We start from the raw sequence: 21,085 nt of genomic DNA on the forward strand, positions 1-21,085 counted from the left end.
ACGCCGGATAGATGAAAGCAAGCCAAACACGCATCAAAAACAGTATTGCAGAAAAGGGGGTAACCATAGATGTAGGAGCGAGGCTTGCCCGCGAAAAGGCCATCATCCCTGATACAAGGCTCACTGCCGCCAAAACTCGTCGGAAATATCCCCTTTTACGACGTTTTTTTGTAGGACCGAGGCTACACCCAATGAACTTAAACCCGCACCGTCAGCCACTACTGTCCCTCCGTGGCGAGGGGGCTTGCCCCCGTTGGGGCGCGTAGCGGCCCTTTGAATGCACAACCCATTTCCTCCAGAAGCACCGCATTTGCTGGTTTTGCGGCCGCTGCGCCGCCGAACGGGGGCAAGCCCCCTCGCCACAGAACCGGGTAGGCCGAACCTACAATCACTCAACAAAACCAGCCCAATCAATACCCGGTAACTCATTCCTACATCCGGAAATACCTTGTTGCCAGCGCCTACATCCGTCCCTACCATCCACGTCAACGGGCACAGCGGAGCTGTCCAACAAAACCCGAATTCAAGGAACCAGAATGACCCAGCGTATCCATCGCAGCATCGACACCCCACTCCGATCAGGCCTGAACCGGGATGAATTGTGGGAAGGCCACGACAAAGGCCTGATCAAATGCTGGGAAATCGGCCGCCAACGCGCCGCCCGCTTTCCTGACCTCGCCCAGCAATGCCTCATCGGCGAACTCCCGGTGCTGGGCTGGAAAGGTGGCATCAGCCGCAGCCTGAAGAAACTCGAAAAATACGGATCCCTCAAATACCTCGCCCAATGGCAGGGGTTGCGCGGGGAAGATCTGGATATTGATTTGAGCGCAGAACGGGCGTTGACCTGTTCCAGAACCAAAATGGTCGTGACGTTTACACCGGACCGGTCGAAGTATTTCAATCAGGTGGTGGACGTCGAAGCCTGAGAGGAAGGCTCTACGACGACTTGACTCGTCCCTCAAGGCAATACTGGTTCTGCTGGTGAGCTGACGGAAAACCGCTCGCGATAGGCTTGCGGCGTCACGCCCATGGTTCGCAGAAAACTGCGGCGCAAGGTCTCTTCACTGCCAAATCCGCATTGCACCGCGACCCGTTTGATCGGCACACCGGTGTCGCTGAGCAGCCTTCGCGCGGTCTCGACCCGAATCAGTTCGATGGCCCGCGCCGGTGTCTGGCCGGTGTCGGCGCGGTAGTGACGGACGAAGCTGCGCTCGCTCATGCCGGCCTGCAAGGCCAGGGTCGGGATGCCGAGGTCCTTGGTGAGGTTTTCGCTGATCCAGGCATGAAGTTCGTCGAAACGATTACCTTCTTTTTGCAAAGACAGGGTCACGCTGAACTGCGACTGGCCACCCGGACGCTTGAGAAACACCACCAGTTGCCGGGCGACGTCCAGGGCCATGGTTCGGCCCAGGTCTTGTTCGACCATCGCCAGGGCCAGGTCGATGCCCGCGGTGACCCCGGCCGAGGTCCAGACCGGGCCGTCGTTGATGAAGATCGGGTTGGGTTCGACGTGCAGTTTGGGGTGCTGCTGCGCCAATTGCTCGCAACGAGTCCAGTGCGTGACCACTCGCCGGCCATCGAGCCAACCGCTGGCCGCCAGCAGAAACGCCCCGGTACACACCGACGCCACCCGCCGACACCCCGTCGCGTGCTCACGCACCCAGGCCACCAGCGACTCGTCTTGCGCCGCCGCGTAAACGCCCCAGCCTCCGGCAATGATCAACGTGTCGCTGCCCTGATCCGGCAACGGCTCTGCCAACAGCGCCAACCCCGCCGATGACATCACCGCCCCGCCACCGCTGGCAATCACCGAGGGCGCATAGGGTGGCGGCAAACCGTGCTGGCGAGCAATGTCATTGGCCGAAGCGAACACCTGCAAGGGGCCGGTGACGTCGAGCACTTGTACGTTGGCAAAGGCCAGCACATGAATGGTTTTCGGGGTATTGGGCATGTTTGGCGTAATTCGTGGAGTTATTGGCGTATACGCCAGATCCTACGAGCCTAGAGTGAAGCCGTCCACCCAACCAGGAGAAAAAGCACCATGACGTTGCAGATCGGTTTTCTGTTGTTTCCCCAGGTTCAGCAACTGGACCTGACCGGCCCTTATGACGTGCTGGCCTCGTTGCCGGATGTGAAGGTGCATCTGATCTGGAAGAACCTGGTCCCGATCACCGCGAGTACCGGGCTGGTGTTGAAACCGACCACCACGTTCGACGATTGCCCGCCGCTGGATGTGATCTGCATTCCTGGCGGCAGCGGCGTCGGGCCGTTGATGGAAGATGACGAAACCCTGGCCTTCATCAAGGCAAAGGCCGCCCAGGCGCGGTATGTCACCTCGGTATGCACCGGCGCGCTGGTGCTTGGCGCGGCGGGGTTACTCAAGGGCAAACGCGCCACCACTCACTGGGCGTATCACCCATTGCTCGGGGTTTTGGGGGCGATCCCGGTGAATGATCGGGTGGTGCGCGACGGCAATCTGTTGACCGGTGGCGGGATCACCGCGGGGATCGATTTTGCCCTGACCCTGGCGGCTGAATTGTTTGATAAGGACACCGCGCAACTGGTGCAGTTGCAGCTCGAATATGCTCCGGCCCCTCCGTTTGCTTCTGGCAGTCCCGAGACAGCACCGGTCAGCGTACTGGAGGAAGCCCGCAAACGCGCTGTCGCGTCGTTGACATTGCGCTCGGAAATCACCGAACGTGCAGCGGCGAAACTCGCCCGCCAGTGAAAGAACCGGCTGCGGAAGCTATCGCCCTCGCAGCCTGTCGCTCAGGCCGCAACATCCGTCGCCGTTTTTGTGCAGCCCCAAAACGTCCTCTCAAGCATTCGCCGCACGCCGACCATTGGGCACAAACAGCTCGACCGTGCCATCGCCATAAGCCCGCTCCACTTTAGAGATGACCACTTGATAACCAGCGTACCATTTGCGGTACTGTCGCTTGGCCTCCAGGTGCCTGGGATGGCTGGCGAACTCACGGATAGAGGCTTCGTCCTGCCAGTAGTAACTGGCATTGATCAGCTCGCCATCTGCCGAGCACCAGGACTGGGTGCCCACGAACCCTTCGATGCTGATCGCGACTTCGTCGATCAAAGCGCTCAAGCGGTTGAACTCCTCGTCCCGCTGCCCGGGTTTGTAAATAAACGAAGCGATGTACATGCACAGGTTCCTTTTCAGTGAATGAGTCAGGCCGGACGGGTCATCAGGGCCAACCGGATGGCGAGCAACAGCAGTACTGCGGCCAGCCCCAATGACTGCCATTTGGCGAATGGCGAAAGGCTGGAAATACGCCCGCTGACAGTACTGCCAAAAACCCCGAGCAGGGTATGAAACACACCACTGACCAGCGTCAGCACCACGCCCAGCAGCACAAGCTGTAAGGCAATGGGGCCCTGCTGCGCATCAACGAATTGCGGCAGGAACACCATGAAAAACAGCAAAGCCTTGGGGTTTAACAGGCTGTTGAGCATTGCCCGAATCATCAGGGTCTTGAGCGGCACTCGCGCAACATCCGACGTGTCGCTGGCCGAGGTTTTTTGCAATGCCTTGAATGCCAGCCACAGCAGGTACAGGACACCGGCATACCGGATCAGGTCAAAGGCCGGCGGCCAACTCGCAATCAGCGCCGTAACCCCCATCGCGGTCAACGCCGTCAGAATCAGATCGGCCAGGCCAATGCCTAATCCCGACGCCACGCCACCGCGCCAGCCATAACTGGCCCCATGGCTGATCACGAAGGCCATGTTCGGCCCGGGCGACAGTAGCAGCAGCATCACCGCACCGACGAAAATCGATAAGGTTGCAGGGTCAATCACGGCGCAGTCTCCGTCCTGGAAAGCCTGTAGATTAGAGCGCTAATCTGATACAAACAAAAAATTGATCCAGATACAAAGAGTCCCACTCATGACCCGTATTCGCTACAAACGCCTGGTCGATGAATTCGCCGGGAAGATTCGCAGCGGTGAACTACCACCGGCCACGCAATTGCCGACCATTCGCGCGCTGATGCAGAACGAGCGAATTGCGCTGGCCACGGCATTGCGGGTCTATAACGAGCTGGAAGCGATCGGCCTGGTCGTAGGCGAAACCGGCCGTGGCACCTTTGTGCGCGACACTTCGTTGCCTCGAGGGCTGGGGCTGGAACAGCAACCTTTGGGCGTCGGCATGGTAGACCTGACCTTCAATTACCCGTCGGTACCCGGGCAGGACGAGTTATTACGCGAGGGTCTTCGAGCAATTGCCGCATCCGGGGATATCGATGCGTTATTGCATTCCGCGCCTCAGGGCGGACGGGTGCATGAACGGCAGACGGCGGCCCGGCATTTACGCAATCGGGAAATTCGAGTGGGCGCAGATCAGGTGCTGATCGTCAACGGCGCCCAGCAAGGTCTTGCCGTGACGCTGATGGCATTACTCCAGCCGGGAGATATTCTGGCCCTCGACGCCCTTACCTACCCCGGTCTGAAAACCCTGGCCCAGGCCCATCGACTGGACCTCGAAGCCCTGCCGCAAATTGCCGGGCACACCGACCTCGACGCCTTGGAAGCACTGTGCAAACGGCGCCCCGTACGGGCGATTTACAGCATGCCGACGATGCACAATCCGCTGGGGACGGTGATGTCCATCGCCGACCGTGAACGCCTGGTGCAATTGGCCGAACGCTATGATTTTCTGATCATCGAAGACGGCGCCTATGCCTTCCTCGCAGAACCCGCGCCCAAACCGCTGTTTACCTTGGCCCCGCAGCGCACGCTGTATATCAGCGGCCTGTCGAAAAGCATTGCCTCGGGTCTGCGCATTGGCTTCATCGTTGCCCCCAAAGCGATGATGCCGGTACTGGAACAAGCCATCCGTGTGTCGACATGGAGCACTCCGTCGCTGACCGTCGCTCTGGCCTGCCGCTGGATCGATAGCGGCGAGGTCGACAATCTCGAAGAGCAAAAGCGCCTGGACGCCCGGCAACGACAGGACCTGGCTCGGCAAATACTGAACCATTGCGATGTGGTGACGCATCCCGCTTCCTACTACCTTTGGCTCAGATTGCCTGAAGGATTGCGGGCCGAGACGGTGGTTGCCGAATTGGAACGCAAAGGCGTGCGGGTAACCAACGCCGAACCCTTTGCCACGACCACTCATGTGCCTCCTGCCCTGCGGGTGGCCATGGGATCGATCAGCCTCGATGTGTTGAAGCGCGCCCTGGAGACTTTGCGTGAAGTCGTGGACATCTGACGGGCTTTTCTGACGCCCATGAAAAAACCCGCCGAAGCGGGTTTCTCAAGACCATTGCGACATCCTGTCGGCAGCCATCCTGGCGTATGGTCGATCATCCGTGATCCTGAGCACGTCCTGTGCTTCAGTTGATGGATCCAGATTAAACGCATCGGTGAAGCATCAAAAGACGACATACCACTGACTACGTGTAAGCCATTGACCATTCAGCGCCTGAAAACCTTCCCCTGTAGCAGCTGCCGAAGGCAGCTGCTACAGGATCGCGTTTTTTGCACGACGAAAAAAAACCCGCCGAAGCGGGTTTTTCCCAAGACCATATCGACTCCCTGTCGGCAGCGATCCTTGCTATGGTCGATCATCCGTGACCCTGAAGCACTTCCTGTGCTTCAGTTGATGGGGCTAGATTACGCGTGGGATCCAATCTGCAATAGACGACATAACTACTATCGCGTGTAAGACATTCGCTATAGCCGCCCCTCCGAAAACCCTTGGATGTCTGCGCCATCATGCATTAAAGCCACGAGTTTCATGGCTTGCAGCCATTAACTTCCCTGACGCCGCTCGTGAGTCTTGGGATTTGTTTCCAGAAACTGTTCGATATTATTCATCTGCTCTTCCCAGCCCCGGCTGTCCATGCGGAACGCCTTGAGCCTGCGCGACTGGGGGATGTGATCGAAACCGGACTCGACAACCGTCAACAATGTGCCTTCGTCCATATCCTGGAGCTCGAATTTCACCAGCGTAGTGGGTTCTTGGGAATAGTCGGTTTCGGGATCGACTGCATACGGGTGCCAGCGAAACGAAAACACCCGCTCCGGTTCGACACGCTCCACCAGCACATTCCACAACAAGTGCTCATAACCAGGATAAGTGATCTGCCCCTGAGTCCACTCTCCGGCGACAAAGCGCTTGCCTTCGAGCGCCACGCCGAACCATTGACCGAAGACTTCGGCATTGGCCAGCACGCGCCATACCTGCGAGCGCGGCGCCTTGAGCAGGATCTTCCTTTCGATGCGATCTGATGCTGGGTTCATAAGTCACCTCCTGTAGTAAACAGTAGGCCTGTAAAGACCATAAGACCAACCTGAAAGTTGTATCAAACGCATGCCGCCATTGAGCGTGCCTGAAATATTCGGCCTCAGTTTTGACCATAAGTTCTGGTTTGAAGGAAGAGTCAGCGGGTTGAAACTGCTAACGTTTGCAACGACGGGAACCCTTACAAGGACGATTCATGCAGCCTTCACTTACGGAACGTTATCGTGCAACCTTGCTGGGGCTTGCGTGTGGGGATGCCGTTGGCACCCGTGCCGAGTTCCAGCCACGCGGCTCATTCGCTCCGCTGACCGATATGGTTGGAGGCGGCCCGTTCAATCTGAAGCCAGGGCAATGGACCGATGACACTTCCATGGCGCTTTGCCTGGCAGAAAGCCTGCTGAACAAAAAAGGTTTTGATGCGGCCGATCAAATGGGTCGTTATCTCAACTGGTGGCAATCGGGTTACCTGAGTTCGACCGGCGAATGCTTCGACATCGGCATGACCGTCCGTGAAGCGCTGACTCGTTATCTCGAAAACGGTCAGCCATTCGCAGGTTCCACCGATCCCTACACAGCTGGCAACGGTTCGCTGATGCGGTTAGCGCCAATAGTGTTGTACTACTTTCCCGACCCCGAGCGGATCAGGAGGTTTTCCGCGGACAGCTCGCGCACGACCCATGCGGCGCCGGAAGCACTTGAATGCTGTCAGTTGCTTGCCGAGCTGATCCGCAAGGCATTGCAAGGAGCGTCCAAGCAAGATTTGCAGAGCCTGCCAGAGACGACGTTCGTGGAGTTGAAGGTGGCGAACATTGCCCGGGGCGATTACCTCGGAAAATCCAGAGAAGATATTCGCGGTACCGGTTACTGCGTTGCATCACTGGAAGCGGCCTTGTGGTGCTTTCACCACACTGACAGTTTTGAAGCCGCCATCCTCGAAGCCGCCAACCTGGGCGATGACGCCGATACCACTGCCGCCATCGTCGGCCAGTTGGCCGGGGCTCACTACGGTGTGCAGGCGATTCCTGACGGGTGGCTTGCGAAATTGCACATGCGCGATGATATCCAGGCCTGTGCAGACCAATTGCTCGCGGCTTCGGGTGCCCTTGGTACAAGTTGAAACTTCCCAGACTGCCCCCAACTTTCCATCATCACAGCGAGCCCCCTCATGCCTCCACATTATCTCCTTGCACTGACGCCACTGTTTTTCGCTTCTTTTGCACAAGCCATCGACTGCGACAACGCCACCGACCAGTCGACGATGAATCAGTGCGCGGCGCAGCAGTACAAAGCCGCCGACAAGGAACTGAATACGCTTTACCAGCAAATCACCACACGGTTGAAGGACGATCCCGAGGCGAAAAAGCTGTTGGTCGGCGCGCAGCGCTCATGGATTGCGTTTCGCGATGCCGAGTGCACGTTCTCGGCGTCCGGGGTGGCGGGTGGCAGTGTGTATCCGCTGATCTACAGCAACTGCACCACTGAGCTGACCAAGAGGCGGGTCGAGGCGTTCAAGACTTATTTGAAGTGCCAGGAAGGGGATTTGAGTTGTCCGGTGCCTGAGGCTTGAGGCTTGAGGCTGCGGTGTGCTTGAGGGCCTCTTCGCGGGCAAGCCTCGCTCCTACAAGGGGCTTTGGCGGTACATAAATTGTGTGTCCACCAAAAAACCCATGTAGGAGCGAGGCTTGCCCGCGAAGGCGTCCGCTCAGGCACCACAATTACCGCATGAACACCTGCGTGGTAGTGACCGCCATATCCCCACCTGGCAACTTGATGTTGCCGATCTGCTTCAGGCTATCGGCATCGAAAATCGCCACATCGTTAAATGTCCCGGTCAGGTAGAGCTTGCTGCCGTCCTTGTTGAAGGAAATGCAGTAATAAGAATGATCAAGCGTCGCCGCCTGCAGCATTTTCTGTTGCTTGATGTCGTACTTGGCCAAGCGATTGAGCACACCGAACATCAGGTTCGGGTCCTTGGGCGAGCGCATGCCGCTGAAGTAGATCTCCGTCAACGGGCCGAAATCGGTGGTCTCGGTCTTGCCGGTTTTCAGATCAATGCTGAACAGTCCGTAAACGTACTCGGCGGTGGCCGGGTCCTGCTTCTTGTCCTTGAATTTCGCGGCAGTGTAGAGCAGCGAAAAATCATGCTGGTAGGTTTGTTGATTCCATATGTAAAGCACATCCGGCGCACTGTAGTTGGGGCGCTTCCAATGCCGACTGGGGATCAGCACGTCGAACTTGCCGGTATTCACATCGACTTTGTAGATATCCGCCCCCGCCACATACAGCGTGCCATCGTCGCCGCTTTGCATGATGGTCAGCTGCCGCGGCGCCGGGAAACTGCGCACAGGCTTGGCGTCCATGCCGGCGTCGGTGGCGTACACATCAAGCCGGGGTTGCTGCACTTCGTAGCGATCATTGAGCATTAACGTCGGGTTGGCGATGGTGAACAGTTCCTTGCCGTCATGGCTGACGGTGAAGGCGAACATCGATTTCGCTTTCTCCCCCGGCTTCTGGGTGATGCTGGCGTGGAACACCTGCTTGCAGCTGTCCAGCTCAACACCGTAGACATCCGCGTAATGGTTGTTCAGCACGTAAGCGGTCTTGCGATCCGGAGACAGTTGCACGGTGCCAGGACCGAAAGCGTCCGGCATTTTGCAGGTCTTGAACAGGCTGTCGGTGGCCAGGTCGATCACGTGCAGGTTGTTCGGGTAATTGGTGGTCACCATGTATTCGTGACCGCTTTGGAGCGCGGTACTTTCATCGGCCAGAACACTGAGCGGCATGGCGCTCAGGAGGCAGAACGCGGCCAGGCCGCAGGCTTTGATGCTAGGCATGCTGGAATCCTTCTTCTTTGTCCGACTGCTTTCAATGGACGATCATTTGTCTTTAGGAAAGACAGTCCCGAGGTTGCGCCAGTTTTCGTTGGACGCCTGGGCATCCTTGTTCCAGTCCGGGTAGGTGCTCATCATGTCCGGCACCTGGGCCGGCCACCAGCACGGGTCGGAGCAGCCATAAAGGTCGGCTTCCATCGGCTGGCACAACGACGACACACCGCCGAAAGCATCGATTTCCCAACCGGGGTCGGTGGTCGAGGCGCAGCCGGCGACGGAACTCATCGCCACCACTTCCTCAATACGGTTTTCGGCCGCGGCCTGATCCATTTTCAGCGCTTTGTTATTGATTGCCTTGAGATGTTTCATGTCAGTGAGCCTTGCGCGGAGTGATGTAGCTGCTGATGAACGCAGGGTTGTGAGCCATGATCCGGGTATAGACCTCGATGCCGAAGTCGACCCAGTCACGCATCAGTTCGCAGTAGTGATAGGTCGGATGGGTCGGGTCGCCATATCGGGCATAGCTCTCGTGGTAGCAGCCGCCGGAGCAGAGATTGCGGATCTGGCAGTCTTCGCAACCGGTGTTGGTGCGGTCCAGACGCTGGGACAGGAAGTCGTTCAACTCGACCTGTTTCACCCCGCTGTGAACGTTGCCGAAGGTCGGCAGGCTCGAACCGGTAAAGCGGTGGCACAAGTTCAATTCGCCCTTGTGGTCCACCGCCAGCATCTTCAGACCCGCGCCGCACGGCAGAGCCTTTTTGTGGCCTTCATGGATGTCGGTAATCAGCTGGTGCAGGTTGGAGAAGCCGATATTGCGGTGCTCCAGCGCCGCGTCCAGATAGCGCCGGCCGAGCTTTTTCATGTTGGCGAAGACTTCGATCAGCTCGTCACTGGTCAGGTTGAAGCTGCTGATGTCGCCGGAAGTCACCGGAGCAAAACCGACTTCGGCAAACCCCAATTCGTTGAACAGGTGATCCCAGATGGTTTCAACGTCGGTGACGCCAGTGGTCAGGGTTACCCGCGCGCCGACCGGACGACTGTTGTAGCGTGACAACAGCATCTCGGCCTTGCGCCGCACCACGTCATACGTGCCCTGCCCGCCCACCGTGATGCGGTTGCGGTCGTGCACGGTTTTCGGCCCGTCAATGCTGACCGAGAGCCCGAAGCGATGGGCGTTGAGGTAGTCCACAGTGTCTTCGGTGAGCAGCGTGGCGTTGGTGGTCATGACGAACTCGACGAACTTGCCCGCCTCGGCAAAGCGCTTCTCGCAGTAGTCGACCATGTACTCGATCAGCTTGCGATTGCTTAGCGGCTCGCCGCCGAAGAACACCACGGTGAAACGCTCTTCATCCGGGGATTCGCGCAGCAGCATTTCCACCGACGCGACCGCTGTTTCGACGTCCATTTTCTTGCCGGCCGACGGCTTGTCGAGGTCTTCCTTGTAGCAGTAGGTGCAGCTCAGGTTGCAGCCGGTGTTGACGTTGAGCACCACGGTATTGATCGCGGTGCGCTCCACCCGTTTGGTGCCGATGTCCGGGGTCAGTGGCGAGCCGTCGCTGACCAGTTCCAGAGCCATCAGCTCGCGCAAGGTCTCGGTGATTTCTTCGCCGTTGAAGCGTGTGGCCAAGCGCTGGATCAAGTCGTCCGATGAACAGCCAGGACCGCGCAAGGTATCGATGATGGAGCCCGTCAGTTCATCGCTGGCGAACAGCGAACTGCTGGGGATATGGAACAGCATGCGGTCGGCGTCGACATGCACTTCGTGCAGGTTCCGTTCGACCAGATTCAAAATAGCGCCCATTGCAAACCTCCTGTGCAAAACCCCCGGTTCAGGGCTTGCGGTCATTCCAAAAAGTGTCTGAAAAACGCGTACGTTCAGCCAACTCAAGGAATGGGTGGATTGTTCCAACGTTGCACGGTGACGATCAGGTGGCCCTCGCCGGTCAGGGATTTCCCGGCATCGTCCACGGCGGCGATCACCTTGAGGTTGCCAGCATTGTTGGTGGACATTTTGCGCGCAGGGTTCGGCCCGGCATCGCCTGGGGTGAACACACCGGTGTCGGCCTGCATGGTGCCGGCGAACTTGACGTCCTCATCCTCTTTGGCGCGCTCATCGAAGGCTTCGACTTTCCACTGCGCCGGGAACACGCCGATGCGATACGGCTTACCATCGGCATCCTTGCCCCAGGCTTCCGCATCGAACCGGCCCTGGACTTTCGGCGTTGAACCGCCGCCCCCGCCAATCCGCGCCACCGAGAATTCGGGCACGACCTTGACTTCGGCGATCTTGCTGTAGACCGACAGGGTCGGGCCGTTCAGCGTGCCGACCGTAACGTTGCGCAGACCCGGTTGGGCATTGGCAGCCGCCTTGAGTTTGACCCGCAGACGTTCGGGACTTTGCTCCAGTACCTCGACCACTTCCACGCCGTTGCCGAAGCTCGGCTTGCCGGTGAGACCGCTGCCGATCAAGGTAACTTCGGTTTCGCTGCCCGCTTTCAGATAACCCGGCTGCACCGCCAGCAAACGACTGGAACCCTGTTTGGCGGCGACGAAGTCCAGACCGCGCTCGTCGTGCTCGGCTTCGAACATCCGGCCCTGCATGGCGTTGTCCTGAGCGGCGAATACCTGACGCATGGTCACGCCATCGATGGTCACGTTGCCGCGCCATTCGTAACCGGTGTAGAGAATCGCGCTGCCATCGCCGTTGAATGGCGTGCCATCGGCGTATTGGCCTTTGACGCTGATCTTGAAGGTGTCGCTGCCATCGGCCGTCACGCCCATTACACCGGTCAGTGCGCCTTTACCCGGCAGGTGGCCGCTGAAGCTCCAGTCGCCGACCAGCGCCTCGGCTTTCGGCGCGCTGCTCAGCCATTTTTTCCAGGCCGGGTTGTCCAGCGAATAACGTTTGGCCAGCAGCGGCACCATGTCTTTGCGGGCCAGATCGAACCAATCGCGGTCGCGGGACAGGGCCTGGTATTCCAGGGACGGCCATTGGCCGAGGTGGAAGTTCACCAGACGCTCCCATTCCTGAGCCGGTCGACGCTGCAGGGCAACCCGCGCACCGGAGTGGCAGCGGCCGCACATCTGGCTGGTCTGCTCGTCGAATTTCTCGACGGTATTGAGTCGCCGCTCCAGCGCATAACGCACGCCGTCGGTTTCGCTCGGCGCCAGGCCTTGGGTGTCGGCCAGGTATTTGACCAGGGTTCGGCGGTCCTCATCGCTGATCTGCAAACCGTGCATGGTCTGCATCCGGGCGATGCTCATCAGCCAGCCTTCCGGGGTTTTGCGCTGGTGGCTGATGCGGCTCAGGGCACTATCGGCTTCGGGGGTATGACAGCCCTGACAGGTTTCCTTGAGGATGGTCTGGGCGTCGCGAGCTGCCAGGCTGTAAGGCGAATGCAGCGCCACACAGGCCGCCACGGCCAGCAGACTGACACTCAGGCCTGATCGGAGTTTTCTCTTCATCTACGTCGAACCTCGCACGGTGCTTTCTTATTTTTGTGGCTTATCGTTTTTATGGTTTCTGCCGTCGGCGGTGACCCGCTGACGGAGGCAAGAGAAACGTCTGCGATGAGCAATACACGGAGCGTGCCAGCTTAAGGAATACCTTTTTAATCAATCAGTTAACTGAATAAATCGGCTTTTGAGCGCATCAGAACGAGAATGCCCGCGTCCAATATCGCGACAGCTGTTGCAGTCTGAGACAAGCATAGATGCTTGCGATCGGAACACTTCATCGCTCACGACGTTGCGGTGCCCCAACAAGGGCCGAAGATTTTTGAGGGTTGTAGATAGCGGGACGTTTCCAGGAAATCCATCATGACCCGACGGACATACGCCGCACCACTGACGTGGTGCGGCGCATCCATCGGCTCAGCTGAAAAACGTCGGGTGAATGCTTTTGTGAGCTGCAATTTCTTGCCGCATATCAGCGACCAGCGATGCGATCGCGTGGGGGCTGTCCAGTGTCCATACCGGTACATGGGTGGCCACCAGATCCACTTTGCCGGTCATGCAATCGCAGACCCGAATCGTCATGGACTGGTCCGCTTCCAGGCTGCAAGTGCACACGGCGGGCAGAAAACTGTGCTCAATGATGTTTTGAATTTCCAGGGTTGAAAGGAACATCGCTACCTCCCTCACGCCAGATGTGTGGCTGGGCAAATACTCCATCATTCACCCTTTTAACCTGAAAATTCTAATCCTCAATGGCAGGTGTCTCAAGACCGTAACAGGTTGCTCGTCGTCTCATCCGCTGTCGCGATTTGCGACAAAACCTGGGGGCCACTCTTCTCCCTTCATGACTCAAAACCCCACCGACAAAGGGCTATCCGCCCGTTCCTGATACTTGGCACAGCCATTGCCAACCGTGGAGAAAGCTCCGTTCTCATGCACAACAAGAGGTCTCGTCATGCCCCTCCCCTATCTGCTTTCCGCCACGTCGGCTTTTATCCAGCGCGCACCGCGCATGCTCATCGGCGGTGACTGGGTCGAGGCCGCCGACGGCCAGACCATGCCCCTGCACAATCCCGCCACCGGCGAAGTCCTGTGCGTGGTGCCACGGGCCACACCCGAGGATGTCGACCGCGCGGTACTCGCCGCCCGTCAGGCCTTCGACGATTCGGCCTGGACCCGCACCCGGCCCCGGGAGCGGCAGAACCTGTTGTGGAAACTCGCCGACCTGATGCAGCGCGACGCCGAACTGCTGGCGCAACTCGAATGCCTGAACAACGGTAAAAGCGCGGCGGTGGCCCAAGTGATGGACGTGCAGCTGTCCATCGACTTCCTGCGCTACATGGCCGGTTGGGCAACCAAGATCGAAGGCTCCAGCGTTGACGTGTCGCTGCCGCTGATGCCCAACGATCAGTTTCACAGTTTCATTCGCCGCGAAGCGGTGGGCGTGGTCGGCGCCATCGTCGCCTGGAATTTCCCGTTGCTGCTGGCCTGCTGGAAACTCGGCCCGGCCTTGGCCACCGGTTGCACCGTAGTGCTTAAACCCGCCGACGAAACCCCGCTGACCGCACTGAAACTCGCCGAGCTGGTGCTGGAAGCCGGTTACCCCGAAGGCGTGTTCAACGTAGTCACCGGCACCGGCGTCACGGCGGGGTCCGCCCTGACCCATAACCCGCTGGTGGACAAATTGACCTTCACCGGCTCCACTGCCGTGGGCAAGCAGATCGGCAAAATCGCCATGGAATCCATGACCCGGGTCACGCTGGAACTGGGCGGCAAATCGCCGACCATCGTCATGGCCGATGCCGACTTGAAGACCGCAGCAGCGGGTGCCGCCAGTGCGATTTTCTTCAACCAGGGCCAGGTTTGCTGTGCCGGTTCCAGGCTGTATGTGCAGCGCAAACATTTCGACAATGTGGTGGCGGACATCGCCGACATCGCCAATGCAATGAAGCTCGGCAATGGCCTGGACCCGAGTGTCGAAATGGGGCCGCTGATTTCGGCGCGCCAACAGGAGCGGGTTTACGGTTACATCGAAAAGGGTCGGGAAAGTGGCGCGACCATCGCCTGTGGTGGCGAGCAATTCGGGCCCGGGTATTTCGTCAAGCCAACGGTGATTGTCGATGTCGATCAGCGACATTCGCTGGTGCAGGAGGAAATCTTCGGCCCGGTGCTGGTGGCGATTCCATTCGATGACGAAGCCGATGCGTTGCGCATGGCCAATGACAGCCCTTACGGCCTGGGAGCGAGCATCTGGTCGAATGATTTGGCGGCGGTGCACCGGATGATTCCGCGAATCAAATCGGGCTCGGTGTGGGTCAACTGCCACAGCGCCCTGGACCCGGCGCTGCCGTTTGGCGGCTACAAGATGTCGGGGGTCGGGCGTGAAATGGGGTATGCGGCGATCGAGCATTACACCGAGTTGAAGTCGGTGTTGATCAAGTTGTAATTTCGGCGATCTCAAGGCCGCCATCGCGGGCAAGCCCGCTCCCACAGTGATTTGTGTGATGCCGCAGATTGCAGCTTCATCACAAAATCCTGTGGGAGCGGGCTTACCCGCGCTAGGGCTGCACCAGCCAACAAGAATCTCAGGGTTTGAAACCTTGTGCGATCAACCACCCCCGAACCACCCGCCCCTGCTCCATCGTCAATCCGGCCAACACCCGCTCGGCCGGCTCGGTGCGCAACTGCCGCACCAACGGTGCCAGTTCCACCCCTTGCACATGCCAGATCCCCAGCGGCTGATCCGCTGTGATCACCACCTCGGCCTCATCCACAAATCCATCGCGCAGTACCGGCGCTCGCTCGACTCTCAACGAGGAAAAATCCGCCTCGGCATGCGCCACTTCAGCATCCGGCCACTGCCGCCGCGCCAGCCAGAACGGCTGATCCCGCCACCGCTGCTCATCGGCATAAAAATCCCGGCCAATACGCGCAAAACGCAAAAACAACTGCTCCACCCGCTGCTGATGAAAACGCTGGGCCAGCAACGCCCGCTCAGGTTTGCGCAATAGCGTGTTGATCACCGTTGGCGCCTGCAACGCCGAAGACAATGACTGAAAGATGCCATTACCCGACAGCGGATCCACCGCCATCGCCGCGTCGCCCACCCGAATCCAGTGATCGCCACACACCTGCGGACACACAATTGCCGTGCTGCTGCGGGCATGCAGGTGCAGATCGGTTTCCGGCTCATTCCCGAAAAACTCCCGGGCCAACGCCGAATCCTGGCGTCGCTGACGGCAGTAATCGAGCAATATAGCCTTGCCCGGCAACTCGGCACTGGCCACGTCCACCGTCCATTGCCAGTAACACTGGCCGTCGGCCCGTCGCGCCATCCAGGCCCAGCCGTCCTCAAGGCTCTCCACAGCGCTGGCCGTTGTACCCGGCGCACCTTGCCAGCGATTGAGCAAGCTGACCGTCTCCGGCCCACGCAGGCCTTTGCCGAGTGTCGGCGCTTGGCGCCCGCGAGCCTCCACCAGAAAATCCGCGACCAGTGCTTCGCGTCCTTCCAGTTCGATTCGATGCCCCGAAGCCGACGACTGCACCGCCAGCACCCGAGCTTCGATCAGTTCGACGCCGGCCAGCCGCAAATCCTGCCGTAAGCCTCGATCAAAGCTCGGGCGATCCAGGAGAAATTCGATGTTTTGCGCATGCTGCTGGCCGTTCCAGGACACCCGCCTTTGGGAAGGCTGCGCCGCATCCGTCAGCGCTTGATGCAGCCCCGCCGCCCGTAAGGCATCGAGCACCCGCACGGAAACCCCTTCCAGCGCCGCAAACCGTCGCCATTCACTGACCAGCGTTACGGCATACCCGAGCCGTCGCAGCCCCAGGGCCACCGCCGCCCCCGCAGGCCCGGCACCAAGAATCACAATCGGGTTCATGCTCCGGAGCGCCTTTCAGGACCACGATAACGGGCGTTCTCACGCAGCCACTCGACTACTTGTTCGTTGCTCGCCTCGGGATTTTCAACCAGGAAGCTTGCGATGTGCCCGCTCAATGCCGCACAACCGAGGCTCGCACCAGACTGCCCTGGATAGGTGCCATGAACACACGCGGCAAAATCCGCCTGGGCGCTATTGAGCCACGACCATTGCTGCTCGGCGCAACGCGCATCGCCGGTGACCCGCAACACCTGAGGATAATTCGCCGGAAACACACCCTCGCCCTGGGCCGGGCTGGATGCACACAGCATAATGCCCTGTGCTGCCGCTGCCGCGCAGGCTTCACGCAACAGACGGCGATCCTGCCGCAAACCGAGGCTCAGATTGATTAACCGCACGTCCTGCGCTCTCAGCCAATCGATCGCAGTGGCGATTTGCAAGGCGCTGGTGACGCCGCGCTGGTCAAACACCTGGGCCACGCAAAAAACTGCCGAAGGCGCCCGTCGGCCAATGGCCTCGATCACCGCGCTACCATGGCCCAGCGGATCGTCGCGCACATCGCTTTCGAGCAGTCCGTCTTCCAGCAACGAGAACCGTCGACCGGCCACAACCTGCACCCGTTGCGCCACTGAGTGACCGCTGTCCACCACACCAATCCGCAGTTCAGGCTTCATGCTGCACCGTTTTGGACGTGAGCACGCCATCCAGCAATTCAAAGCGCAGATCGGCATCGGCCAGGGTCGAGGGACGATGGCTGATCAGAATTCGTGTACGCCCGGCGAACAGCCGATCAATGGCCTCGATCACTTCGCGCTCGGTGGCTTCGTCGACCGCCGAAGTTGCTTCGTCCAGCACCAGAATCAACGGATCCTGCAGCAACGCCCGGGCGATGGCGATGCGCTGTTTCTGTCCGCCGGACAACTGCTGGCCGCGCTCGCCCAAAGGACTGTCGAGGCCTTCCGGCAGGGATTCGATCAAGCTGTCGAGTTGCGCGAGCCGTGCCACTTCGGCAATGGCTTCGCGACTGGCGTGCGGCGCTGCGTAGGCCAGGTTGTCGGCGAGGCTGCCGCGAAACAATACGATGTCCTGGCTGACCACGGCGATCCGTCGACGCAACTGGAACAGGTCCAGTTCCCGCAGATCGACTTCCCCCAGCAACACCCGGCCGGATTGCGGATCATGGTGCCGTTGCAGCAGGTCGATCAGGGTCGATTTGCCGACACCGGAGCCACCGCTCAGGGCGACTTTCAAACCGTAGGGAATCCGCGCTTCGATGCCGCGCAAAGTCGTGGGGCGACCGGGATGGCTGAAGTGCACGTTGTCGAAACGCAGTTCGCCAGAAGCCGGCATCGGCTGCGGCACAACCGGCGTCAGCACGGTCGGTTCTTCACCGCGCAACTCCATGACTCGCCCGAGGCTGACGGTCATCCGCTGAACCGCGACGTAGAGCCCGAGCAGGCTCTGAACCGGGCCGACCGCCATCCCAAGATAGGTCGAAAAGGCGATTAGCGCGCCCAGTTGCCAAGTCCCTTGCACCACCCAGTAACCGCCAATCAAAAACGCGCAGGCCCGGGACAACGACGTCAGGGTTCCGGGTACCGCTTGAGTGACAAATTCGGTGACTTGCAGGCGCAGAAGCTGACTCATATACCCGTGACCCAACGTCTCCAGCCGCCGCGCTTCTCGCTGTTGCTGACCGGCGGACTGGATGAATTTCATCACCGGCAAGGTCTCGACCATGAACGAGGACATGTCCGCCGAACGCTCGCGCAACTGCCGCACATCGCGCTCGACTTTACGCCGCATCCAGCGCAGCCAAAGCACATCGAGCGGAATCAGTACCAGGGCCAGCAGCGAGAGTTGCCACGACAACGTCACCAACATCGCCACAGCGACCACCAGCCCGATCACGCTCGACACCGCAGAGAACAGTGAGTCCACGGCAAAGCGCTGGATCTCCGCGACATCGCCATCGAGGCGCGACATTAAATCGCCGATTCGCCGCTGGCCGTAGAAACCCGGCGAGAGGGTTTGCAAATGCCGATAAAGGTCATCGCGCAGGGAAAACAGAATCCGGCCGGACAGTCGCGTGTGCAGGTACCGATTGATGCCCGACAGCGCCGTGCCTAACAACCCGGCGACGATCATCAGCCCGGCGATCAGCACCAGCATCGGAAAATTGCGCGCCAGCAGGCCGTCGTCAATCAGCAGTTTGGTCAGCCAGGGCTGTACCAATACCAGCGACGAAGCGCAGACCGACAGACCAAGCAGCCCGGCAATCGCCCATCGATGCGGCCGTACGAAGCTGTACAGCCAGCGCAATGCCGCTTGCAGGGCCATGGGGTTCTGGCTGTCGATCAGCCGAACGATCAAGCGCAGCATCACGAACGCAACTGTTTAAGCTTGCGATACAGGGTCGCGCGACTGATGCCCAAGGCATCGGCGGCGGCGGAGACGTTGCCTTGGTGAGTATCCAGGGACTGGCGAATCAGCTCCAGTTCCTGTTCACGAATACTGCCGCCCTGAGGGCGTTCGCCGGCGGTCAATTCGTCGAGCATGCTGTCAGGCAAATGGTCGAGGGTGAGCACGGTGTCTCCCGGCTCGCGCATGGCCAGCGCGGTGCGCAAAACCATTTCCAATTGGCGAATGTTGCCTGGCCAATGATAGTTGCCGAGCAAACGCATCAAATCATCATGCAGGGCCACCGTAGGCGCGCCGAGTTTGGCCAGCAAACGCTCGACCAGGCCATTGAAGTCGTCGCGTTCGCGCAGGGCCGGAAGCATCACACTGATACCGTTGACCCGGTAGAACAGGTCCTCGCGGAAGTGCTTGTCTTCCACCAGACGCTTGAGGTCGCGGTGAGTGGCACAGATCAGCGCGATGTCGATGTCTTGCTCTTCTCCAGCACCTAGCGGTGCAACCTTGCGGTCCTGCAAGACCCGCAGCAGACGAGCCTGCAAGGCCAGCGGCATGTCGCCAATTTCGTCGAGAAACAACGTGCCGCCATGGGCCTGTTGCAAGCGACCGACCATCCCGCCCCGGCGCGAACCGGTGAAGGCGCCTTCGCGGTAACCGAACAGCTCCGATTCGATCAGGCCTTCAGGAATTGCTGCGCAGTTCACCGCGACGAAAGGTTTGTCGCAGCGCATACCGGCCATGTGCAGCGCTCGGGCAATCACTTCTTTACCGGTGCCCGTTTCGCCCAATAGCAACACCGGCAGTTCATTGGCCAGGCCCTGGCGGGCCATGCGTAACGTCCGGGCGTAACGGGCATTGTTACCGGCCAGGGATTCGAGATCAGGCTGTGGTTTGGCAGTTTTGGCTGAGCTGCGTGATGGGGTGCTGACATTGATCGACCGCTGCGGTGCGCGCAGGGTTTTGTAGAAAAATTCGCCTTTGGCGGTTTGCAAACTGCCGATGCCGCCCTGATGCAGACGCGATAACAATTGCAGGCCATCGATACCCAGAAACTCTTCACAGCGTCGCCCTACCAACGCCGAACGCTCGGCGTGGAGCAACTGACAGGCTTGGGCACTGACCGCAAGAATTTGCCCGCCGAGACTCACCGCGAGCAAGCCCTGCCAAGGGGATTCGAGGTATTGTCGACGGCTGTGGAAGGCCAGAACGATCTGGTCCGGGTAACTGGCGTTGAACACGCGGCTTTCAATCTGGCTGACGGCCATGGTCAGCAACGCGGTGCTGTCGTGAACACGGCCGAGCGGGCCTTCGCGGGTCAGGTCGAGCACACCGAGGATGTCGCCTTGAGGACAATAAATCGGCACTGAGGTGCAGGAGAAATCAGTCAGGCGATCAAGGTAATGTTCGCCGCAATCGATCAACGTTGGCCGGGCTTCGACCAATGCGGTACCCAGCGCATTGGTGCCACGCGCCGCTTCGCTCCAGCAGGCCCCGAGAGCGATGTCTTGCAGGCCGCTACCCCTGAAGCGGTCGGCGCGACCTTCGGCAGCGAGGATAGTGGCGTCGGAATTGGCCAGGATGATCAGCCCTTCCTTGCCCTGACGCTCGGCCAGATAGTCGATGGCCGGCATCGCCGCATCGATCAACAACCGATTGCTCGCCAGCAGCACTTCAAGACTCACGCTCGATTCCAGCGCCAGCTCATGCTTGGCATTGAAATGCACGCCATGGCTGAGGCTACGCCGCCACGACGCATCGATTTCCGCACGCAATACGCCATCAGGGACGGCGCCTTCGAGATGAAGCTTTTCCCGCGCCAATCGAGCTTCGCGGTGCAGCTTGGGGGAAGTTGTTTTTATTAGCGTCATCAAGCGCTCCGGATCGGTCCGCCCTGCACTTTTTAAGTTCAGCGCCCTGTCGCAATCTTTACGTTAACGTCAGGGTTATGGCAAGTGCCTTATGGCGCTTGGGTTTGGTCCGTTGCACCACGTGATCTCGATCATAGATCAATCCGCCTGCATCGACTCTTGATGTAAAGGATGCCGATCCGTGATCTTCAAGTCAGTCTGTTAAGAAACGAGCTGCGCCCGTTCTACCGAAACGTCATGAACAATGCAGCCGAATGTAACCACCGCGGCACTTTCCTGCGGACAAAACAAAACCCCTACCTGCAGATGCAGATAGGGGTTTCGGAATTTGATCTTGACGATGACCTACTCTCACATGGGGAAACCCCA

Annotated in this window: 19 protein-coding genes; 6 read left to right on the top strand and 13 right to left on the bottom strand. The window is 59.5% G+C overall.

Going from position 1 to position 21,085, the window contains the following annotated elements:
* The first annotated feature begins 536 nt into the window (after positions 1–536).
* The gene (locus BZL43_RS24160; RefSeq protein ID WP_095634606.1) at positions 537–926 is read left to right on the top strand and encodes a hypothetical protein; all 390 of its coding nucleotides are present in this window, start codon (positions 537–539) and stop codon (positions 924–926) included.
* A gap of 32 nt (positions 927–958) precedes the next feature.
* On the opposite strand, the gene BZL43_RS24165 is transcribed toward BZL43_RS24160, so the two are convergent.
* Positions 959–1,951: a GlxA family transcriptional regulator gene (locus BZL43_RS24165; RefSeq protein ID WP_095634607.1), complete on the bottom strand. Its 993-nt coding sequence runs from the start codon at positions 1,949–1,951 to the stop codon at positions 959–961.
* 90 nt (positions 1,952–2,041) lie between these two features.
* On the opposite strand from BZL43_RS24165, the gene inhA reads away from it, so the two are divergent.
* Positions 2,042–2,728, top strand: coding sequence for an isonitrile hydratase (gene inhA, locus BZL43_RS24170; protein ID WP_095634608.1), 687 nt, complete (start codon positions 2,042–2,044; stop codon positions 2,726–2,728).
* Positions 2,729–2,818: 90 nt separating this feature from the next.
* On the opposite strand, the gene BZL43_RS24175 is transcribed toward inhA, so the two are convergent.
* Entirely contained in the window at positions 2,819–3,157 is a 339-nt protein-coding gene (locus tag BZL43_RS24175) for an antibiotic biosynthesis monooxygenase (protein WP_095634609.1), read from the bottom strand.
* A gap of 26 nt (positions 3,158–3,183) precedes the next feature.
* Complete coding sequence (locus BZL43_RS24180; RefSeq protein WP_095634610.1) at positions 3,184–3,813, bottom strand: LysE family translocator; 630 nt, start codon at positions 3,811–3,813, stop codon at positions 3,184–3,186.
* 88 nt (positions 3,814–3,901) lie between these two features.
* On the opposite strand from BZL43_RS24180, the gene BZL43_RS24185 reads away from it, so the two are divergent.
* A complete protein-coding gene (locus BZL43_RS24185; protein ID WP_095634611.1) occupies positions 3,902–5,227 on the top strand; it encodes a PLP-dependent aminotransferase family protein in 1,326 nt (441 codons plus the stop codon).
* 542 nt (positions 5,228–5,769) lie between these two features.
* Here the strand turns inward: BZL43_RS24185 and BZL43_RS24190 are convergent.
* Positions 5,770–6,261, bottom strand: a complete 492-nt coding sequence (locus BZL43_RS24190) for an SRPBCC family protein (RefSeq protein WP_095634612.1) — start codon at positions 6,259–6,261, stop codon at positions 5,770–5,772.
* A gap of 197 nt (positions 6,262–6,458) precedes the next feature.
* On the opposite strand from BZL43_RS24190, the gene BZL43_RS24195 reads away from it, so the two are divergent.
* Both BZL43_RS24195 and BZL43_RS24200 read left to right on the top strand, forming a co-directional pair.
* Positions 6,459–7,379, top strand: coding sequence for an ADP-ribosylglycohydrolase family protein (locus tag BZL43_RS24195; RefSeq protein WP_095634613.1), 921 nt, complete (start codon positions 6,459–6,461; stop codon positions 7,377–7,379).
* A 48-nt stretch (positions 7,380–7,427) separates the two neighbouring features.
* Positions 7,428–7,829, top strand: a complete 402-nt coding sequence (locus tag BZL43_RS24200; RefSeq protein WP_095634614.1) for a lysozyme inhibitor LprI family protein — start codon at positions 7,428–7,430, stop codon at positions 7,827–7,829.
* A 148-nt stretch (positions 7,830–7,977) separates the two neighbouring features.
* On the opposite strand, the gene peaD is transcribed toward BZL43_RS24200, so the two are convergent.
* The 5 genes from peaD to BZL43_RS24225 all read right to left on the bottom strand — a co-directional run bounded on the left by peaD (position 7,978) and on the right by BZL43_RS24225 (position 13,221).
* Positions 7,978–9,096: a quinohemoprotein amine dehydrogenase subunit beta gene (gene peaD / locus BZL43_RS24205; RefSeq protein WP_095634615.1), complete on the bottom strand. Its 1,119-nt coding sequence runs from the start codon at positions 9,094–9,096 to the stop codon at positions 7,978–7,980.
* Between the two features lie 42 nt (positions 9,097–9,138).
* On the bottom strand, positions 9,139–9,462 hold the full coding sequence (qhpC, locus tag BZL43_RS24210) for a quinohemoprotein amine dehydrogenase subunit gamma (RefSeq protein WP_046032633.1): 324 nt from the start codon (positions 9,460–9,462) through the stop codon (positions 9,139–9,141).
* Between the two features lies 1 nt (position 9,463).
* Positions 9,464–10,894 (bottom strand): quinohemoprotein amine dehydrogenase maturation protein, encoded by a 1,431-nt coding sequence (gene peaB, locus BZL43_RS24215; protein WP_095634616.1) that lies wholly within the window; start codon positions 10,892–10,894, stop codon positions 9,464–9,466.
* 83 nt (positions 10,895–10,977) lie between these two features.
* Positions 10,978–12,558: a quinohemoprotein amine dehydrogenase subunit alpha gene (peaA, locus tag BZL43_RS24220; RefSeq protein ID WP_095634617.1), complete on the bottom strand. Its 1,581-nt coding sequence runs from the start codon at positions 12,556–12,558 to the stop codon at positions 10,978–10,980.
* 408 nt (positions 12,559–12,966) lie between these two features.
* Positions 12,967–13,221 (bottom strand): DUF1652 domain-containing protein, encoded by a 255-nt coding sequence (locus BZL43_RS24225; RefSeq protein ID WP_095634618.1) that lies wholly within the window; start codon positions 13,219–13,221, stop codon positions 12,967–12,969.
* Positions 13,222–13,504: 283 nt separating this feature from the next.
* Here BZL43_RS24225 and BZL43_RS24230 point away from each other — a divergent pair, with 283 nt between their 5' ends.
* Positions 13,505–14,995 carry an aldehyde dehydrogenase gene (locus BZL43_RS24230; protein ID WP_095634619.1) on the top strand — a complete coding sequence of 497 codons (1,491 nt, stop codon included), beginning with the start codon at positions 13,505–13,507 and terminating at the stop codon, positions 14,993–14,995.
* Between the two features lie 139 nt (positions 14,996–15,134).
* Here the strand turns inward: BZL43_RS24230 and BZL43_RS24235 are convergent, their stop codons facing one another.
* Genes BZL43_RS24235 through BZL43_RS24250 form a run of 4 tightly spaced genes read right to left on the bottom strand, consistent with a single transcriptional unit; the run spans position 15,135 to position 20,716 of the window.
* The gene (locus BZL43_RS24235; RefSeq protein ID WP_095634620.1) at positions 15,135–16,430 is read right to left on the bottom strand and encodes an FAD-dependent monooxygenase; all 1,296 of its coding nucleotides are present in this window, start codon (positions 16,428–16,430) and stop codon (positions 15,135–15,137) included.
* Positions 16,427–17,104: a S8 family serine peptidase gene (locus BZL43_RS24240; RefSeq protein WP_095634621.1), complete on the bottom strand. Its 678-nt coding sequence runs from the start codon at positions 17,102–17,104 to the stop codon at positions 16,427–16,429. Before BZL43_RS24240 ends, BZL43_RS24235 begins: the two co-directional genes overlap by 4 nt.
* Positions 17,094–18,812 carry an ABC transporter ATP-binding protein gene (locus BZL43_RS24245; protein WP_095634622.1) on the bottom strand — a complete coding sequence of 573 codons (1,719 nt, stop codon included), beginning with the start codon at positions 18,810–18,812 and terminating at the stop codon, positions 17,094–17,096. Before BZL43_RS24245 ends, BZL43_RS24240 begins: the two co-directional genes overlap by 11 nt.
* On the bottom strand, positions 18,812–20,716 hold the full coding sequence (locus tag BZL43_RS24250) for a sigma-54-dependent Fis family transcriptional regulator (RefSeq protein ID WP_095634623.1): 1,905 nt from the start codon (positions 20,714–20,716) through the stop codon (positions 18,812–18,814). Before BZL43_RS24250 ends, BZL43_RS24245 begins: the two co-directional genes overlap by 1 nt.
* Positions 20,717–21,085 lie beyond the last annotated feature (369 nt).

Origin of the sequence: Pseudomonas sp. PICF141, assembly GCF_002286815.1 — a bacterium.
Taxonomy (GTDB): Bacteria; Pseudomonadota; Gammaproteobacteria; order Pseudomonadales; family Pseudomonadaceae; genus Aquipseudomonas.

Coding starts and splice junctions, on each gene's coding strand:
- qhpC (WP_046032633.1), bottom strand. CDS start 9,462: ATGAAACATCTCAAGGCAATCAATAACAAAGCGCTGAAAATGGATCAG.
- BZL43_RS24225 (WP_095634618.1), bottom strand. CDS start 13,221: ATGTTCCTTTCAACCCTGGAAATTCAAAACATCATTGAGCACAGTTTT.
- inhA (WP_095634608.1), top strand. CDS start 2,042: ATGACGTTGCAGATCGGTTTTCTGTTGTTTCCCCAGGTTCAGCAACTG.
- BZL43_RS24200 (WP_095634614.1), top strand. CDS start 7,428: ATGCCTCCACATTATCTCCTTGCACTGACGCCACTGTTTTTCGCTTCT.
- peaA (WP_095634617.1), bottom strand. CDS start 12,558: ATGAAGAGAAAACTCCGATCAGGCCTGAGTGTCAGTCTGCTGGCCGTG.
- BZL43_RS24245 (WP_095634622.1), bottom strand. CDS start 18,812: ATGCTGCGCTTGATCGTTCGGCTGATCGACAGCCAGAACCCCATGGCC.
- BZL43_RS24160 (WP_095634606.1), top strand. CDS start 537: ATGACCCAGCGTATCCATCGCAGCATCGACACCCCACTCCGATCAGGC.
- BZL43_RS24185 (WP_095634611.1), top strand. CDS start 3,902: ATGACCCGTATTCGCTACAAACGCCTGGTCGATGAATTCGCCGGGAAG.
- BZL43_RS24175 (WP_095634609.1), bottom strand. CDS start 3,157: ATGTACATCGCTTCGTTTATTTACAAACCCGGGCAGCGGGACGAGGAG.
- peaD (WP_095634615.1), bottom strand. CDS start 9,096: ATGCCTAGCATCAAAGCCTGCGGCCTGGCCGCGTTCTGCCTCCTGAGC.
- BZL43_RS24190 (WP_095634612.1), bottom strand. CDS start 6,261: ATGAACCCAGCATCAGATCGCATCGAAAGGAAGATCCTGCTCAAGGCG.
- peaB (WP_095634616.1), bottom strand. CDS start 10,894: ATGGGCGCTATTTTGAATCTGGTCGAACGGAACCTGCACGAAGTGCAT.
- BZL43_RS24250 (WP_095634623.1), bottom strand. CDS start 20,716: ATGACGCTAATAAAAACAACTTCCCCCAAGCTGCACCGCGAAGCTCGA.
- BZL43_RS24165 (WP_095634607.1), bottom strand. CDS start 1,951: ATGCCCAATACCCCGAAAACCATTCATGTGCTGGCCTTTGCCAACGTA.
- BZL43_RS24195 (WP_095634613.1), top strand. CDS start 6,459: ATGCAGCCTTCACTTACGGAACGTTATCGTGCAACCTTGCTGGGGCTT.
- BZL43_RS24235 (WP_095634620.1), bottom strand. CDS start 16,430: ATGAACCCGATTGTGATTCTTGGTGCCGGGCCTGCGGGGGCGGCGGTG.
- BZL43_RS24240 (WP_095634621.1), bottom strand. CDS start 17,104: ATGAAGCCTGAACTGCGGATTGGTGTGGTGGACAGCGGTCACTCAGTG.
- BZL43_RS24230 (WP_095634619.1), top strand. CDS start 13,505: ATGCCCCTCCCCTATCTGCTTTCCGCCACGTCGGCTTTTATCCAGCGC.